Source organism: uncultured Sneathiella sp., assembly GCF_963976355.1.
Lineage (GTDB): Bacteria > Pseudomonadota > Alphaproteobacteria > Sneathiellales > Sneathiellaceae > Sneathiella.
On record NZ_CAXBKA010000004.1, the window covers coordinates 57,259 to 74,030 of the forward strand.

Annotated in this window: 15 protein-coding genes; 11 read left to right on the forward strand and 4 right to left on the reverse strand. The window is 53.5% G+C overall.

Going from position 1 to position 16,772, the window contains the following annotated elements; translation table 11 throughout:
* Positions 1-5 precede the first annotated feature (5 nt).
* Entirely contained in the window at positions 6-830 is an 825-nt protein-coding gene (locus AAC599_RS10535) for an outer membrane protein assembly factor BamD (RefSeq protein ID WP_340150356.1), read from the reverse strand.
* Positions 831-1,240: 410 nt separating this feature from the next.
* On the opposite strand from AAC599_RS10535, the gene AAC599_RS10540 reads away from it, so the two are divergent.
* On the forward strand, positions 1,241-1,627 hold the full coding sequence (locus tag AAC599_RS10540) for a helix-turn-helix domain-containing protein (RefSeq protein WP_293959378.1): 387 nt from the start codon (positions 1,241-1,243) through the stop codon (positions 1,625-1,627).
* Positions 1,628-1,723: 96 nt separating this feature from the next.
* Here the strand turns inward: AAC599_RS10540 and lpxC are convergent, their stop codons facing one another.
* Positions 1,724-2,659 carry a UDP-3-O-acyl-N-acetylglucosamine deacetylase gene (lpxC, locus tag AAC599_RS10545; protein WP_340150357.1) on the reverse strand — a complete coding sequence of 312 codons (936 nt, stop codon included), beginning with the start codon at positions 2,657-2,659 and terminating at the stop codon, positions 1,724-1,726.
* A gap of 148 nt (positions 2,660-2,807) precedes the next feature.
* Positions 2,808-3,458 (reverse strand): uracil phosphoribosyltransferase, encoded by a 651-nt coding sequence (gene upp, locus AAC599_RS10550; protein ID WP_340150358.1) that lies wholly within the window; start codon positions 3,456-3,458, stop codon positions 2,808-2,810.
* Positions 3,459-3,708: 250 nt separating this feature from the next.
* Between upp and AAC599_RS10555 the strand changes: the two genes are divergently transcribed.
* The 10 genes from AAC599_RS10555 to add are packed head-to-tail and all read left to right on the forward strand — an operon-like array spanning position 3,709 to position 16,086.
* Complete coding sequence (locus AAC599_RS10555; RefSeq protein WP_340150359.1) at positions 3,709-4,695, forward strand: BMP family ABC transporter substrate-binding protein; 987 nt, start codon at positions 3,709-3,711, stop codon at positions 4,693-4,695.
* Between the two features lie 11 nt (positions 4,696-4,706).
* Positions 4,707-6,254, forward strand: coding sequence for an ABC transporter ATP-binding protein (locus tag AAC599_RS10560; RefSeq protein ID WP_340150360.1), 1,548 nt, complete (start codon positions 4,707-4,709; stop codon positions 6,252-6,254).
* A 4-nt stretch (positions 6,255-6,258) separates the two neighbouring features.
* Complete coding sequence (locus AAC599_RS10565; RefSeq protein WP_340150361.1) at positions 6,259-7,380, forward strand: ABC transporter permease; 1,122 nt, start codon at positions 6,259-6,261, stop codon at positions 7,378-7,380.
* Positions 7,380-8,351, forward strand: a complete 972-nt coding sequence (locus AAC599_RS10570) for an ABC transporter permease (protein ID WP_340150362.1) — start codon at positions 7,380-7,382, stop codon at positions 8,349-8,351. Before AAC599_RS10565 ends, AAC599_RS10570 begins: the two co-directional genes overlap by 1 nt.
* Positions 8,351-9,217: a purine-nucleoside phosphorylase gene (locus AAC599_RS10575; protein WP_340150363.1), complete on the forward strand. Its 867-nt coding sequence runs from the start codon at positions 8,351-8,353 to the stop codon at positions 9,215-9,217. Before AAC599_RS10570 ends, AAC599_RS10575 begins: the two co-directional genes overlap by 1 nt.
* Complete coding sequence (gene deoC, locus AAC599_RS10580) at positions 9,204-10,190, forward strand: deoxyribose-phosphate aldolase (protein ID WP_340150364.1); 987 nt, start codon at positions 9,204-9,206, stop codon at positions 10,188-10,190. The genes AAC599_RS10575 and deoC overlap by 14 nt, the downstream gene beginning before the upstream one ends.
* A gap of 9 nt (positions 10,191-10,199) precedes the next feature.
* Complete coding sequence (locus AAC599_RS10585; protein WP_340150365.1) at positions 10,200-12,581, forward strand: aldehyde dehydrogenase family protein; 2,382 nt, start codon at positions 10,200-10,202, stop codon at positions 12,579-12,581.
* Positions 12,571-13,917, forward strand: coding sequence for a thymidine phosphorylase (gene deoA, locus AAC599_RS10590; protein ID WP_340150366.1), 1,347 nt, complete (start codon positions 12,571-12,573; stop codon positions 13,915-13,917). The genes AAC599_RS10585 and deoA overlap by 11 nt, the downstream gene beginning before the upstream one ends.
* The gene (locus AAC599_RS10595) at positions 13,917-15,119 is read left to right on the forward strand and encodes a phosphopentomutase (protein WP_340150367.1); all 1,203 of its coding nucleotides are present in this window, start codon (positions 13,917-13,919) and stop codon (positions 15,117-15,119) included. Before deoA ends, AAC599_RS10595 begins: the two co-directional genes overlap by 1 nt.
* A gap of 1 nt (position 15,120) precedes the next feature.
* Positions 15,121-16,086, forward strand: a complete 966-nt coding sequence (gene add / locus AAC599_RS10600; protein ID WP_340150368.1) for an adenosine deaminase — start codon at positions 15,121-15,123, stop codon at positions 16,084-16,086.
* On the opposite strand, the gene AAC599_RS10605 is transcribed toward add, so the two are convergent.
* Positions 16,087-16,701, reverse strand: coding sequence for an OmpH family outer membrane protein (locus tag AAC599_RS10605; protein ID WP_340150369.1), 615 nt, complete (start codon positions 16,699-16,701; stop codon positions 16,087-16,089).
* Positions 16,702-16,772 lie beyond the last annotated feature (71 nt).

Sequence of the window (16,772 nt, forward strand, 5' to 3'; positions counted from 1 at the left end):
GCGCGCTAAAACACGAAGTTCCAGGCTTTGACAATCCAGGAATCCTCGTCCGCTTCGGGCTTTAGATAATTCGCGTCCAGCAAGGCATATGAATCCTGGTACCACTCACTTCCCGGAAAGTTATAGCCCAGAACAGCTGCGGCCGTTTGTGCCTCCTGCGTTATGCCGAGCATCAGATAGGCTTCCGTCAGACGGTGCAGGGCTTCCGGCGCATGGGTGGTCGTCTGATATTGCTCGACAACCGTCCGAAAACGATTGATCGCGCCCACCAGATACTTCTGACCTAGATAATATCGCCCGATCGCCATTTCCTTGCCCGCGAGATGATCCTTTGTCAGGTCGATTTTCAGGCGGGCGTCCTGTGCATATTCTGAGTTAGGGAAGCGACGGACAAGATTCTGCAAAGCATCAAGGGCCTGACGAGTGACCTTCTGGTCCCGCTCCACCCCCGTGATCTGCTCATAATATGAAATGGCAACCAGATAATATGCATAGGCGACATCCTTGTTGCCGGGATGAAGCTCTATATATCTCTCTGCCGCCAGAATGGCCTGGTCATACTCGTTACTTTGATAATAGGCGAATGCCGACATTATCTGGGCCTTCGTCGACCAGATGGAATAAGGATGCTGCCGTTCCACCTCATCAAAATTACGGGCCGCGTCAAGATAGTTTTCGTTATTCAGATCGGCCAGAGCCTGATTATACAGCTCTTCCACCGGTCGCTCGACATAGGCTTCCGGTTCGGTGGAGCTGCAGCCTGCGACCAGCCACAACAGAAGAAGACCGCCAAGCGCCCGGGCGATTCTTGAATTTAATAATCGATGCAACTTATCCCTCTTGGCCCATGGCCGACAATCCTCGATAATTTCGTCATTTTATCCAATCCGTGTGTCGAGGGAAAGGCATGGTTTCAGTTTTCTTCATCTTATTCAACAGCAACTCTTATCCTTCGCTTGCACGCATAAGTTTGACTCAGGTTTGCTCCGAAAATAAGCCCTTCATAGGACATTAAAACTAGGCATTGAGACCTATATCAATAAATTTATTTTATCTAATTACCGTTAGTTTTTATGCGTTTTCTTTTTCGAAATGCATGTGTTATATTACTTATAAGGGTGGAATTGCAGTTTAATTTTCTCCAAACAACACCAAAATCTTGGATTGCCGACACCACTCTCAACAGTAACGTAACTAAAAAAATAAATTTTAGAAGTCTTTAGAAAGGTACCAAACAAAAATGGGCAAAGTCGCGAAAAGAGTCGACGATCATGTCGGCGAACGGATTCGTGAAAGAAGAACAATGATGGGATTAACCCAGGAGCATCTGGCCAAAGCGCTGGATATTTCATACCAGCAAGTTCAAAAATATGAAACAGGCGCAAACCGGGTAAGCGCCGGACGTCTCTTTGAGATTGCCAAACGGCTGGAAGTTGATGTCGCATATTTCTTTGAAAATCTCGAACCGTCGACGACCAGCATTCCGCTGGAACATGGCGGCAAGAATCGATCAACGATCGAGCTTGTCCGCAATTACAGCGAAATTGATGAACCAGCGGTGCGGTCTGCTGTTAGCGGTCTAATCAAAAGTCTGGCTGGCAAGGAGCGACGGCGCAAGTCTGCTTGACCATCGTCTGAAAACCAAAAAAGGCGCGGGATTGATTTCCGCGCCTTAATTTTTTTACTCAGCCAGAAAAATCTACGGCGGCGAACTCAGACAGGATCAGTCCGTGGCCGGTGCTGCCGCCTTCTTCGTCGGCCAGTGCGCCCCGCCAACATTCGCAATTCGAACCGGCGCTTCCGTTGTATAGCACCAGGCATCCTCATCCGCGAAAAAAGCATGTAAGAGCTTATTATTCAACGCATGTCCGGAGCGAAAACCATAAAATTCACCGATGATCGGTGCTCCTGCCAGATACAGATCTCCGACCGCATCGAGCGCTTTATGACGGACGAATTCGTCATCGTATCGCAACCCTTCCTCGTTCAGGATATCGGTTCCACTAAGTACGATCGCGTTTTCAAGCGAGCCGCCTTTAGCCAGCCCAAGCTTCTTAAGCTGCTCAAACTCACCGAGAAAACCAAATGTGCGCGCACGGGAAAGTTCATTCTTGAAAGTACCATTGCGCAGGCTGTAGCTGCAGTTCTGCTTACCAATCCGCGGATTGTCGAAATCAATCTCGAAAGCAACGGAAATATTGTCAGACGGCGACAGAGTGGCCTTCGCCTCACCATCACTGACTTCAACTTCCTTCAACACCTTAATATAGCGGCGCGGGCTATCCTGCTCAACAACGTCGGCGCATTCAATCAGGAACACAAAAGGCGCGGAGGACCCATCCATTACCGGAACTTCCGGGCCGTCTAGTTCAACAACGACATTATCAACGCCGCAGCCGGACAGGGCCGCCATCAGATGCTCAACCGTCGCGACCTTTATGCCTGCCGTATTCTCGACCGTGGTACACATCTTAAGATCGGTCACAGTATTATATTGAGCCGGGATTTCAGACACAGATGGATCAACATCCGTGCGCTTGAAAACAATACCGCTATTTACCGGCGCAGGCGCCAGCTTCATATTGATCAGGTTGCCGCCATGCAGTCCAACGCCGGTACAACTGATACTATTGCGTAATGTTTTCTGAAAAACGACCATATTCCGCCACTCATTGTTACTAGTCTCAAATATTCGAGCTGAATGTACGAAAGCCCCCTCGTCCACACAAATCAAACATTGTTACCAATTATTACCGCGGTGCACAAAAACATGGTAAACAATCTGCATACCTGCGTCGTCAGAAACGTCAGAGTGTTCCATATAACCGGTCCCCGGCATCGCCAAGCCCGGGAACGATATAGGCTTTCTCGTTCAGCTTCTGGTCCAGCGCCGCGACATAAACATCAACATCCGGGTGCATATCCTGCATGACCTGCACCCCCTCCGGCGCGGCGACCAGCGCCATGAACCGGATGTTCTTTTCCTCGACCCCATGGTCAAGCAGAACCTCCACGCCTGCGGCGGCGGAGTACCCTGTGGCCAACATGGGATCCACAAGGATGAAGAACCGGTCCTCTGCGGATGGCAGCTTTCGCAAATATTCCACCGGGCGCTTTGTTTTCGGATCCCTGTACATACCAATATGCCCGACCCGCGCAGAGGGCATCAGTTCCAACAGGCCGTCCGCCATGCCCAGTCCGGCACGCAGAATTGGTACAATCGCGGATTTTTTTCCTGCAAGCACTGGTGCCTCCATCGGACAAATCGGTGTTTCAATTTTCTCGATTGTCGTCGGCATATGCCGGGTAATTTCATACCCCATCAACAGGGCAATTTCCTTAAGCAGCTGACGAAATGTCTTGGTCGACGTTTTCTTATCCCGCATATGGCTGAGCTTGTGAACAATAAGCGGATGATCGAGAATGTGAAGATTCGGAAATCGCGGATCATAAGCCATCAGAAAATGCCTCTAGCTGGATTGTAGATGGAAATTCCGCCTGACCTTATCCGACTTCACTTTTAAAATCACTACTGAGCGATCAAAAAAGAGATAAATTCTAGCTGTCCGAAAAATTCATACCTATACTTTGACCAACCCAAGCATAACATCTTGACCAGCCGGTCAGGTTTTGATTTGGATTCAGGCTGTCCCACTTGGTTTCGAGAAGAACTTTGACAGGCGGACACATAAAGGGAGAGGTATAGACATGATGAAGAAAATTGCCCTCGGGCTTGTTGCAACGGCCGCGCTTGCCGTCAGCGGATTGGCTCATGCGGAAGATTTCAGCCCCGCCATTGTTTTCGATATGGGTGGAAAATCCGATAAATCCTTTAACGAAGCCGCCTTTAACGGCATCGAAAAGTTCAAGAAGGAAACCGGCATTGATTACATGGAGTTTGAAGTCACGCAGGTGTCTCAACGCGAACAGGCCGCCCAGCGGATGGCCCGGGATGATGCAGACATCGTTATCGCAATTGGCTTTGCACAGGCCGCCGCCGTGGAAAAAGCCGCGAAGAAGTATCCGGACACCAAATTCACCATTATCGACATGGTCGTTGACCTGCCAAATGTTCAATCCGTTATCTTCCGTGAGGAACAGGGATCCTTCCTGGTCGGCATGGCCGCGGCGATGGCCAGCGAAACCGGCAAAGTCGGCTTCATAGGCGGCATGGATATTCCGTTGATCCGGAAATTTGCACTCGGATACAAGGAAGGGGTGATGTACGCCAATCCCAACGCCGAGGTGATTGAGAATATGACCGGCACAACTCCGGCCGCCTGGAATGACCCGACAAAAGGCAGCGAACTTGCCAAAAGTCAGTATGACCGTGGTGCTGATGTGATCTTTGCGGCTGCCGGCGCAACGGGACTTGGCGTTCTTCAAACCGCCGCGGATGAAGGAAAGCTTGCAATCGGCGTAGACAGCAACCAGAACTACCTGCATCCGGGATCAATGTTAACCTCTATGATGAAGCGTGTGGACGTCGCAGTCTATAACGCCCTGATGACAGCGAAAGACGGCACATGGGAACCGGGCATCCAGGTGCTTGGACTTGCTGAAAATGGCGTCGGTTTCGCCGTGGATCAGTGGAACAAGGATCTGCTGACGGAAGAGATGGTCGCCAAGCTGAATGCCGCGAGAGAAGATATCATCGAGGGCAAGATCAAGGTCACGAATTATATGGACCAGTAAGTCTGACTGTCATGTCAGAGCAAAACCCGGCGCTCGAACTCCGCCATGTCAATAAAAGCTTCGGCCCGGTTCACGCGAACAAGGGTATTTCCCTGTCGGTGAACCGGGGCAGCATTCATGGCATTATTGGCGAGAATGGCGCCGGAAAATCGACCTTGATGAGCATTGTCTACGGCTTTTATCAGGCTGATAGCGGTGAAATCCTGGTCAATGGCGTCCCGTGTCAAATAGACAACCCGCAGAGTTCCATCGAGGCTGGCATCGGCATGGTTCACCAGCATTTCATGCTCGTTGACACCTTTACCGTGCTTGAGAATATTATTCTCGGAATTGAAGGAGGGGCCCGTCTTTCAAAAGGCCTTGCGGCGGCCCGCGAGGAACTTATCCGGCTGGAAAAGGAATATTCACTCGAAGTCAATGTCGATGCCGTCGTGGGCGATCTGCCGGTAGGGCTGCGCCAGCGGGTCGAGATATTGAAAGCCCTGTATCGTGAGGCGGAGATTCTTATTCTGGACGAACCGACCGGCGTCCTCACCCCGCAGGAAGCAGACCATCTGTTCCGGATCCTCGACACTCTTCGCAAGCAGGGCAAGACCGTCATCCTGATTACTCACAAACTCCGTGAAATCATGGCAATTACCGACAATGTCTCTGTCATGCGGCGCGGGGAAATGGTTGCACATGCCAAAACATCAGAGACGACACGCGATGCTCTCGCGGAAATGATGGTCGGCCGCTCTGTCCTTCTGCGGGTCGACAAATCCCCTGCGAAACCGGGCGAAACTCTGCTGACCCTTCGGGACCTAACCTATGTGGATGCGGATAACGTCCCGCGCCTGAAAAAGATAGATCTGGACCTGAAAGCAGGTGAGATCCTTGGGATTGCCGGTGTCTCGGGCAACGGGCAGTCGGAGCTGCTGGAGATACTGGGAGGAATGCGTCCCCCGACATCCGGAAGCATCCGATACAAAGGCCAGGAACTGGTTGGCAGCAAGGCTTTCTCGGCCCAAAACCTCAGAAAACTGGGCATCGGCCACGTACCGGAAGACCGCCACCGCGCCGGCCTTGTCCTCTCTTTCAGCGCGAATGAATGCACAATTCTGGGCTATCACGACAACCCGGAGTACAATCGGGGCCTAAGACTGGACCGGGACGCAATGGTCAGAAATTGCGAAACCTACATAGAGAAATATGATATCCGGCCACCGGATGCATATCTGTTGGCATCGGGCTTTTCCGGCGGCAACCAGCAAAAGCTGGTGCTTGCACGGGAAATGGAACAGTCGCCGGATGTTCTCCTTGTCGGGCAGCCGACAAGAGGCGTCGACATAGGGGCCATTGAGTTCATTCATAAACAGTTGATCCAGATGCGGGATGCGGGCAAGGCCATTCTCGTCGTCTCTGTCGAGATCGACGAAGTTATGTCCATTGCCGATCGAATTGCCGTTATGTTCGATGGCGAGATCGTCGGCGAGATAAGCGCCGAAGAGGCCACGGAAACCCGCCTTGGACTGATGATGGCAGGTGTGCGCGAAAGCACCACACCGGAAATGGTGTAATCAGATGGCGGAGGGCAAGGCAAGGTTTGGCGCGCCATTGAAAGTCCCCGGCTGGGTGAACTACGCTCTGGTTCCCTTGGTCAATCTGCTTGCGGCGCTGCTGATATCCGGGATTGTCATCCTGATCGTCGGTGACAATCCGTTGAAGGCGTTGGAGGTTCTGTTATATGGCGCATTCGGATACCCTGAGGCCATCGGTTACACGCTATATTACACAACCAATTTCATCTTTACGGGTCTGGCGGTCGCAATTGCCTTCCATTGCGGACTCTTTAATATCGGAGCGGAAGGTCAGGCGGCACTTGGCGGCATCGGAACTGCCATTGTTTGTCTCTATCTTGACTGGCTCCCAACTTGGGCCATCATTCCCATAGCCATGATTGCCGCCGCTCTGTTCGGCGCCGCATGGGCTTATATTCCAGCATATCTTCAGGCGAAGCGCGGCAGCCATATTGTCATTACCACAATCATGTTCAACTTTATTGCCGCTTCCGTGCTGACTTACCTGCTTGTCGAGGTTCTGATTAATCCGGCCGGACAGTCCCCGGAAAGCCGCCCCTTTATCGAGGTGACATGGCTTCCCTTTTTTCATGACTTTCTGAGCATGCCGGAAACCCCGCTGAATATCTCTTTTCTATATGCATTGATTCTGGCGGGCGGATTTTACTTTTTTGTCTGGCATACCAGATGGGGATATGAAATCAGGGTCGTGGGTCAGAACGAGACGGCCGCGCGCTATGCCGGTATCTCCCCAGCCCGCAACATCATTCTTGCCATGATGATTTCCGGCGCACTCGCCGGGTTTGTCGGCATTAATGAAATACAGGGCGTGCAGCATCGCTTGATCATTGATTTTACAAATGAATACGGCTTCGTCGGGATTGCAGTGGCGTTGATGGGGCGCAATCATCCGGTCGGGATTTTCCTTGCAGCCCTGCTGTTTGGTGCGCTGTACCAGGGGGGCTCCGAGCTCGCGTTCGAAATGAAAACGATCAACAAAGAAATGGTGATTGTTATTCAGGGACTGATCATCCTGTTTTCGGGCGCCCTGGAGCATATGTTCCGACCCAGAATTGAAGCCGCTTACCGACGTATCGCTACCTGGCGGACCATGGAGGCAGGCTGATGGAAACATTCCACATCATTGTCCTGCTCATGGATGCGACATTCCGGGTTGCGACCCCGCTGGTCCTTGCCGCGCTTGCGGGTATGTTTTCGGAACGCGCTGGCATTGTTGATATCGGACTGGAAGGCAAAATGCTGGGCGCGGCCTTCGCGGCGGCGGCGGTCGCCTCCGTCTCCGGTTCCGCCTGGGTGGGTCTCGGCGCCGGGATCATGGCCTCCCTCGCGCTGTCTGCATTGCATGCCTACGCCTGTGTCACCCACAAAGGCAATCAGGTTGTCTCCGGAATGGCCATCAATATCGTCGTTGCCGGACTGGCACCAACGCTCGCATACGCCTGGTTTCAAATGGGCGGGCAGACCCCGTCTCTCGGCGGCGATGCGCGTTTTCGCTCCATTGACCTGCCCTTCAGCGACGCCGCGCGTGAAATCCCGGTCCTCGGCTATATCTATGCTGACCTGATTTCCGGGCATAATATTCTTGTCTATCTGGCGGCCGCGGCGGTTCCGATATGTGCCTGGATACTTTACAAATCACGCTTCGGTTTGCGCATAAGGGCAGTGGGCGAGAACCCTCATGCTGTCGACACAGCGGGTATTTCCGTTGATTTGCTGCGGTACAAGGCTCTGGCTGTCACCGGGTTTTTATGCGGAATATCTGGCGCCTACCTTTCAACAGCTCATGGGGCGGGATTCATTCGCGACATGACGGCGGGCAAGGGCTACCTTGCACTGGCAGCCCTTATTTTCGGAAAATGGCGTCCGGTGCCGACTTTGCTCGCCTGCCTGCTTTTCGCCTTTACAGACGCAGTTCAGATCCGGCTTCAGGGAGTTGAGCTGCCAATCGTTGGAGTCATTCCTGTACAGTTTATCCAGGCGCTCCCATATATACTGACAGTTTTGCTGCTTGCCGGGTTTGTTGGCAAGGCACATCCGCCAAAGGCCATTGGCACGCCCTACATTAAGGAAAGATGATGACGTTAGATCCAAATGTGGCCGCAGAATTTGTCAAGGAGACAGCGCCCGGTTTTTCGCCGCGCGTCGGGATTGTTCTCGGCTCAGGGCTGGGCGCTCTTGCGGACAAAGTTGAGGTTGTAGCCAGTATAAAATATGAAGATATCCCGGATTTCCCGAAGTCGACTGTAGAGGGGCATGAAGGCCGCCTTATTCTGGGCCGCCTCGGCGGTATGCCGGTTGCCTGCCTGCAAGGACGTGTCCATTATTATGAAGGAGTTAATCCTCAGAACCTTGCCGTTCCCGTGCGAATGCTGAAGCTCTTGGGCGTCGACATTCTGTTGCTGACCAACGCGGCCGGTAGTTTTCGCAAGAAAATGAAACCCGGCAGCCTAATGCTGATAAGTGATCACATTAATTTCACGGGCCTCAATCCACTGGTTGGTGAGAATGACGATACATTCGGTCCCCGCTTTTTCTCAATGGAAAATGCGTATGATCCAACTTTGCGAAAGCATGTTGCCGCGGTGGCGAAGGAGCTGGAGATCACCTTGCATGAAGGCGTTTACCTTCATTATCTCGGACCGAATTTTGAGACCCCGGCGGAAATCAGGGCGTTCAAGATGCTGGGCCCCGACGCCGTTGGCATGTCAACAACACCGGAAGTTCTTGTTGCCCGTCATGCCGGCATGCGTGTTGCCGCAATTTCCAACATTACCAATCTTGCCGCTGGTATGAGTAAAACAGAGCTCAGCCACGAACAAACCCTTGAATGTGCCAAGCTTGCGGCGGCAGATCTGGAGACCCTCATCATCGTCTTCCTTGAAACCCTGAAACGAGAATTGCTGAAAGCACATTTACGGAGCACCGAAAATGGCAACGATTAGCTCTATAAATCAGGCCGATGATATACATCTGAGAAACCCCGGCGTGCCGCTCGATTTGGATGTATTGGACCGCATTCGTGTTAACCTGAGTGCGGTCGAGCGACGCGCCTCCTCTCTTGGTGGGCGGCGCACCGTCAAGAAAGAAACGCAGGCTGCCTGGCTCCTGAAAGCCGTTACCTGCATTGATTTGACGACCTTGAGTGGCGACGACACGCCGGGCCGCGTCCGGCGTCTGTGTGCGAAGGCCCGGCAGCCGGTGCGAACTGATCTTCTGGACGCCATGGGTATGGGCGATCGTAATCTGACCACAGGGGCTGTCTGTGTCTATCACAGCATGATTGAAACGGCGGTTGAAGCCTTGAAAGATACGAACATTCCAATCGCCGCCGTATCGACCGGCTTTCCGGCCGGTCTCAGCCCGTTCGATCTGCGTGTAAAGGAAATAGAGGCATCGATCGCCGCAGGAGCAAATGAAATTGATATCGTCATCACCCGCGGCCATGTGCTGACGCAGAACTGGCAGGCACTGTATGACGAGGTGAAAGCCTTTCGAGCTGCCGCCGGGGAGGCTCATCTAAAGGCCATTCTCGGCACTGGGGATATTGTTACCTTGCGTAACGTCGCCAAGGCGAGCATGGTTGCCATGATGGCAGGCGCGGATTTCATCAAGACTTCAACCGGGAAAGAGAGCAAGAATGCGACCCTGCCCGTAACCCTCGTCATGGTTCGCATGATACGGGAGTATCTTGAGATGACTGGGTACAAGATCGGCTACAAACCTGCGGGTGGTATCAGCACCGCAAAAGATGTGCTCAATTACCAGATTATGATGAAGGAAGAACTTGGAAATGATTGGTTACAGCCTGATCTGTTCCGCATCGGGGCTTCCAGCCTGCTCGGAGATATCGAACGCCAGATAGAGCATTTCGTCACCGGCCGTTATTCCGCCGGTTTCCGCCACCCGATGGCCTGAGGAACGACAATGAGTATCGCAGAAAAATTTGACAGCATGGAATATGGCCCTGCCCCGGAAAGCAGCAACGTCGCGCTCGATTGGATTGCGCGCCGCAAGGGGAAGTTCGATCTCTTTATGGGCGGTGAATGGGTCAAGCCGAAATCCAGAAGCTGGTTCGAAAGCCATAACCCAGCAACGGGCAAACCGCTTGCGAAGATTGCTGCCGCAAGCGAAACAGACGTGGCCAGTGCCATTGCCGCTGCCCGTGCCGCCCAGAAGAGCTGGCAGGCTATTGGTGGTCCTGGCCGTGCCCGGTATCTCTACGCACTTGCCCGTGCCATTCAACGCAATGCGCGGCTTCTCGCAGTTCTGGAAACACTGGATAACGGCAAGCCGGTGCGCGAAACCAGGGATATCGATATTCCGCTGGTTGCCCGCCATTTTTATCATCACGCCGGCTGGGCTCAATTGCAGGAACAGGAGTTTCCGGAGTTTGAACCGATGGGCGTGATCGGCCAGATCATTCCCTGGAATTTTCCTTTGTTGATGCTCGCCTGGAAAATTGCCCCCGCCATCGCGGCCGGGAATACCGTCGTTCTGAAACCGGCGGAGTATACATCCCTGACAGCCCTCTGTTTCGCAGAACTATGCAACGACATTGGCCTTCCGAAAGGCGTGGTGAATATTGTCACCGGCGATGGCAACACCGGAAATGCCCTCGTTAAGCATCCCGATGTCGATAAAATTGCCTTTACCGGCTCCACCGAAGTCGGCCGTCACATTCGCGAAGTCACAGCAGGCAGCGGCAAGCATCTGACGCTGGAGCTTGGCGGAAAATCCCCCTTCATCGTCTTTGAAGATGCTGACCTTGACAGCGCGGTTGAAGGGGTTGTCGATGCCATCTGGTTCAATCAGGGTCAGGTCTGCTGCGCAGGATCAAGACTGCTGTTGCAGGAAGGTATTGCCAAGAGAATGACTGCCAAGCTACGCGCCCGTATGAAGACATTGCGCATTGGCGATCCGCTTGATAAGTCCATCGATATGGGGGCGATCGTGGCGCCGGTTCAGCTCGAAACCATTGAGAGAATGGTACGGCAAGGAGCTGATGAAGGCGCCGAAATGTGGCAACCCGATTGGACGGCGCCCAAGGATGGCTGCTTCTACCCGCCCACCCTCTTCACCAATGTTGCACCGGCGGCGACAATCGCCCAGGAAGAAATTTTCGGGCCCGTTGTCGTCGCAATGACATTCAGAACACCGGATGAAGCGGTAGCAATTGCCAATAACACCCGCTATGGCCTTGCCGCCTCCGTCTGGAGCGAAAATATCAATCTGGCCCTTGATGTCGCGCCGAAGCTCGATTGCGGTGTTGTCTGGATTAATTCCACGAACCAGTTCGATGCAGCATGCGGCTTTGGCGGCAATCGCGAGTCAGGTTATGGGCGCGAAGGCGGCCATGAAGGGATGATGGAAGTTTTAAAACCCGTCTTTGCTTCAAAACTACCGATGTATTGTACGAAAGCATCTCCCTCTGAAACGGGCTCCGGCAAACAATCCCCTAAGAACCTCGACAGAACGCCAAAACTGTATATCGGTGGAAAGCAGGCCCGACCGGATTCGGGCTACAGCCTTCCTGTCTATTCGTCAAAGGGAGAGAAAACAGGAGAGGTTGGCGACGGCAACCGCAAGGACATTCGCAACGCTGTTGAGGCCGCAAACAAGGCAAGCGGCTGGACTACGGCGAGCAGCCACAATCGGGCGCAGGTTCTTTATTACATGGCCGAAAACCTGGATATACGAAAAGAAGAGTTTGCTGCGCGCCTCCGCCAATCTACCGGTGTCAGCACCAAAAAGGCGGCAGAGGAGGTGGACGCCACTATCCAGCGCCTTTTCTCTTATGGTGCCTGGGCGGATAAATATGAAGGTGCCATACATTCACCACCAATGCGCGGGGTAACCCTTGCCATGAAGGAGGCGGTTGGAACGATTGGTATCGCCTGTCCGGACGAAAATCCGCTTTTATCCATGATTTCGCTCGCCGCCCCGGCTTTGGCTATGGGAAACCGGATTGTATTGATTCCTTCCGCGCGTCATCCGCTTTCGGCCACGGATTTTTATCAGATTCTCGAAACGTCCGATGTGCCGGGTGGCGCTTTTAACATCATAACTGGGAATCGCGATGACCTTGCCAAAACACTTGCTGCGCATGATGATGTGAAATCTGTCTGGTATTTCGGTCCGCTCGAAGGGAGCCGTATCGTCGAAACCGCATCAAGCGGGAATATGAAACGCACCTGGGTCAACAATGGACGCCAGCGAAACTGGTTTGACCGACAACAGGGCGAAGGGCGGGAATTCCTGCATCAGGCAACCCAGATAAAGAATATTTGGATCCCTTATGGCGACTAAGACCGCAGAATTCTTCCCGCAGGAACTAATCCGAAAGAAACGGGATGGCTCCGCGTTGAGCGACGCCGAGATCCGGTTCATGGTCGCCGGGCTTGCAGACAACTCAATTTCCGAAGGACAAATCGCAGCCTTTGCCATGGCGGTTTTCTTTCAGGGAATGACAATGGACGAGCGTGTGTCACTGACACACGCAATGGTCCAGTCCGGCCAGGTGATGGACTGGAAGAAAGCGGACCTTGGCCGCCCTGTCGTTGACAAGCACTCAACAGGCGGGGTTGGCGATAAAGTCAGCCTGATGCTCGCCCCCATCGTCGCTGCCTGCGGCGGGGCGGTCCCCATGATTTCGGGGCGCGGCCTGGGTCATACAGGCGGCACGCTTGACAAGCTGGACAGTGTGCCCGGCTATAATACGGCGCCTGATCCGGAATTGCTCACAAAAACCGTGAAGCAGGTCGGCTGTGCCATCATTGGCCAGACCGCCGATCTCGCCCCTGCAGACAAGCGCCTTTATGCGATCCGCGATGTGACGGCGACCGTCGAATCCATTCCTCTCATTACCGCATCAATCTTGTCGAAAAAGCTGGCGGCAGGGCTGGATGCCCTTGTCATGGATGTCAAGTTCGGCTCTGGCGCATTTAAGGAAGACTATGGCGAGGCACAAGAACTCGCCCGCAGCATTGTCACTGTCGCCAATGGCGCCGGGCTTCGGACGTCGGCGCTGCTGACCGATATGAACGAGGTTCTGGGCAGAACCGCTGGCAACTCGATTGAGGTGCGGGAGACAGTTGATTTCCTGATGGGTAGAAGTGCTGACCCCCGTCTGCTGGAGGTAGTGCTGGCACTGGCGGCGGAAATGCTGGTCATCGCCGGGATTGCGGACGAGGCAACGGCTCCGCATGCGGTACAGGGCGCTCTTGCGAGCGGAACCGCTGCCGAAAAATTTGCCCAGATGATTGCCGCACTTGGCGGACCCCATGATCTTATGACAAATATAGAAAAGCACCTCCCGCTTGCGCCCATTCGCCATGATGTCATATCTCCGAAACGCGGCATTATTGGATCGATGAATGTGCGTGAAATGGGCGTCGCCGTGATGGACCTGGGCGGCGGTCGCCATACGGCGTCAGATCCAGTCGACTACGGTGTCGGCCTGGCGGATATCGCGGGTCTTGGCGCAAAACTCGGACCGAGGACGCCAATTGCCACGATTTTCGCCCGAAGTGAAGAGGATGCCCGGCGGGTGGAAAAGCGTATACTGAAGGCAATTACGCTTGTTGATGAAGCGCGAAGCCCCGCGCCTCCGGTTCGTTCCCGATTAACGAAGGAAGATTTATAATGCGGGCAATTCTGATCGTCCTCGATAGTTTCGGCCTTGGCGCCGCACGGGATGCAGATGCATTTGGCGACACCGGTGCGGATACATTCGGGCATATAATCGAAGAGGCAGAGGCGGGCAAGGCGAATACTGACGGCCGGTCCGGGCCGCTTGATCTGCCAAACTTGAAAAAACTCGGGCTGTTTGCTGCCCATGATCTCTACCACGGCAGAACGCCAAAAGGCGGACCTTTTACCGGCCTCTATGGCGTCGCGCAAGAGATGAGCAAGGGCAAGGATACACCGTCCGGACATTGGGAAATGGCGGGCGTTCCCGTGTTATTTGACTGGGGTTATTTTCCGAGGACTATCCCTTGCTTCCCCGAAGAGTTGACGAGCGCACTGATCGAACAAGGAAAGTTACCGGGTATTCTCGGGAATTGTCACGCGTCCGGCACCGAGATAATCGAAAGGCTCGGCGATGAGCATATGGCAACGGGAAAGCCTATTGTTTACACCTCCGCAGACAGTGTTTTTCAAATAGCCGCGCATGAAGAGAGCTTTGGGCTTGGCCGACTTTACAAGCTTTGCGATCTCGCTCGCGAACTTGTTGACCCTCTGAATATTGGGCGCGTGATTGCGCGACCCTTCATTGGAGATAATGGTAGCTTTACCAGGACAGCCAACCGGAAAGACCTGGCAGTCCCGCCTCCTGAAAAAACCCTTCTCGACCGGCTGACGGACGCCGGTCATCTGGTGATTTCAATTGGCAAAATCGGTGATATTTTTGCGCATCAGGGAACCGGCGAGGTCGTCAAGGCGGCGGGCAACATGGCGCTCATGGATGCAACGATGGAAGCGATTGACCGTGCCGGAGATGGCAGTCTTATTTTCACCAACCTCGTCGATTTCGACCAGGCTCACGGGCATCGCCGGAATGTTGCCGGCTATGCCAAGGCGCTCGAGGAATTTGACGCACGCCTGCCGGAACTCATTCAAAAGCTGAGGCCGGGGGACATTGTCATCTTGAGTGCGGATCATGGTTGTGACCCGACCTGGCCTGGCACCGACCATACGCGCGAGGTTGTGCCTGTACTGGCCTTCGGACCGGAGATAAAGGGCCGCCCCATTGGGGAGCGCGAAACGTTCGCCGATATCGGCCAGACAATTGCGGCGCATCTATCCCAACCACCGCTGCGATATGGCAACGCTTTTCTGACCTAGAATGGTGAAGAAAGCAGAGCTTCATGTGCATCTTGAAGGCACCGCCACCCCGGCCCTTGTGAGGCAAATGGCCTCCCGGAACGGTGCAACGCTTGATTTCGCGATATTCAAGTCGGATGGAGAGTTTGCCTGGACCGACTTTTGGGAATTTCTTGACTGCTATGACAAAGCCGCGGCGACAATCCTGACGAAAGACGACTATCGTCTGGTCACCTATGACTATCTGGCGAGATGCGCCCGGGAAGACACCATCTATGTTGAGATGTTCTCCTCTCCCGATCACGCCGCCGAGGTCGGAATGAGCTACAAGGATCATTTGGACGGTATCGCCGCCGGTATTGATGATGCGCGGAAGGATTTCGGGATTGAAGGCAGGATAATTGTCACCTGCGTCCGACATTTCGGTGCGGACCGCGCGCTCGCCGTTGCGAATCTCGTCGCATCAAACCCGCATCCATATGTGGTCGGCTTCGGGATGGGTGGCGATGAATCCCGTTTTCATCCCGCCGATTTTGCGCCTGCCTTCCATCTCGCGAAAAAAGCAGGATATCAGACAACAAATCATGCCGGAGAATTTGCCGGACCCGAGAGCATTCGGGCCACCCTTGGCACCCTGCCCATCAGCCGTATCGGCCATGGTGTTCGCGCCATAGAAGACGACGATCTTCTGGAAGAACTGGCAGACCGCCGCATCCCGCTTGAATTATGTCCGGGTAGCAATGTTGCCACCGGTCTTTATGAAAGCAGGGAAAAGCATCCGTTCAGGCGATTTATGGATGCCGGTTGCGTTGTCACACTTAATTCTGATGATCCACCCTATTTTGCGACGTCCATTGGACGGGAGTATGAACAAGCAGTAAAAAATTACGGATTATCCGAAACTGCTTTGAAAAATATCACGCGAAACGCCATTTCCTCGGCTTTTTGCGATGAGGAACTGAAAGCGAGGCTGCTCTCGCGTATCTAATCAATTCTTTTTCGCCGGCTGGGTTGTCTCCGCGGCAGCACCTTCCTTCACCGTAATCTCGACCTTCGGATCTTCCGCATTGAACTTGGCCAAGACCTCTTCGGTAATGTCCATGCCGGGGTTGAAAAAGACCGTTTTTGCCCTATCAAGGCCGAGATTAACCCCTTTTTCCTTACTGACGTCCGCCGCCATGCGGACAACGATCTCACGGAAACGAAGACGGATTCCAACCAGAACTTCATTCATCTTGCCATTAACGACCTGAAACTCTCTCTGAAGGTTTTGACGCTGGACATTCAGTTCAGACAGTTTTTGCTGATAGGCATCCGGGGACAAAATTGCTCTTTGCTTATCCAGTGCCTCTTTCTCGGCAAGCAACGCATCACCCCGTTTGTTCAAATCATCAACCCGGGTTTTCAGCAGACCCTTCACATTTTCTTCCGCCTTTTTCGACGGTTCAGAAACCTGCAGGATATGATTGATATCGACGATCGCGACGACTGCTTCCGGGAGCTTTTCCTGAGCGAGCGCTATTGACGGGCTCTGTATGCTCACTGCGGCAATTGTCGCAGAAAAAAGGACCCCAAAGCCGAGAGCTTTAAATTTTGTAACCAATGGTCTCTCCGGAAATTTCTGAATTTATAATGTGCTTCATAACATCGCCGGACCAATAAATCCAGAAGCTC

Excerpts from the sequence above, each read along its gene's own strand:
- AAC599_RS10565 (WP_340150361.1), top strand. The coding sequence starts at position 6,259 with ATGGCGGAGGGCAAGGCAAGGTTTGGCGCGCCATTGAAAGTCCCCGGC.
- AAC599_RS10540 (WP_293959378.1), top strand. The coding sequence starts at position 1,241 with ATGGGCAAAGTCGCGAAAAGAGTCGACGATCATGTCGGCGAACGGATT.
- deoA (WP_340150366.1), top strand. The coding sequence starts at position 12,571 with ATGGCGACTAAGACCGCAGAATTCTTCCCGCAGGAACTAATCCGAAAG.
- upp (WP_340150358.1), bottom strand. The coding sequence starts at position 3,458 with ATGGCTTATGATCCGCGATTTCCGAATCTTCACATTCTCGATCATCCG.
- AAC599_RS10585 (WP_340150365.1), top strand. The coding sequence starts at position 10,200 with ATGAGTATCGCAGAAAAATTTGACAGCATGGAATATGGCCCTGCCCCG.
- lpxC (WP_340150357.1), bottom strand. The coding sequence starts at position 2,659 with ATGGTCGTTTTTCAGAAAACATTACGCAATAGTATCAGTTGTACCGGC.
- AAC599_RS10555 (WP_340150359.1), top strand. The coding sequence starts at position 3,709 with ATGATGAAGAAAATTGCCCTCGGGCTTGTTGCAACGGCCGCGCTTGCC.
- deoC (WP_340150364.1), top strand. The coding sequence starts at position 9,204 with ATGGCAACGATTAGCTCTATAAATCAGGCCGATGATATACATCTGAGA.
- AAC599_RS10575 (WP_340150363.1), top strand. The coding sequence starts at position 8,351 with ATGACGTTAGATCCAAATGTGGCCGCAGAATTTGTCAAGGAGACAGCG.
- add (WP_340150368.1), top strand. The coding sequence starts at position 15,121 with ATGGTGAAGAAAGCAGAGCTTCATGTGCATCTTGAAGGCACCGCCACC.
- AAC599_RS10570 (WP_340150362.1), top strand. The coding sequence starts at position 7,380 with ATGGAAACATTCCACATCATTGTCCTGCTCATGGATGCGACATTCCGG.
- AAC599_RS10560 (WP_340150360.1), top strand. The coding sequence starts at position 4,707 with ATGTCAGAGCAAAACCCGGCGCTCGAACTCCGCCATGTCAATAAAAGC.
- AAC599_RS10595 (WP_340150367.1), top strand. The coding sequence starts at position 13,917 with ATGCGGGCAATTCTGATCGTCCTCGATAGTTTCGGCCTTGGCGCCGCA.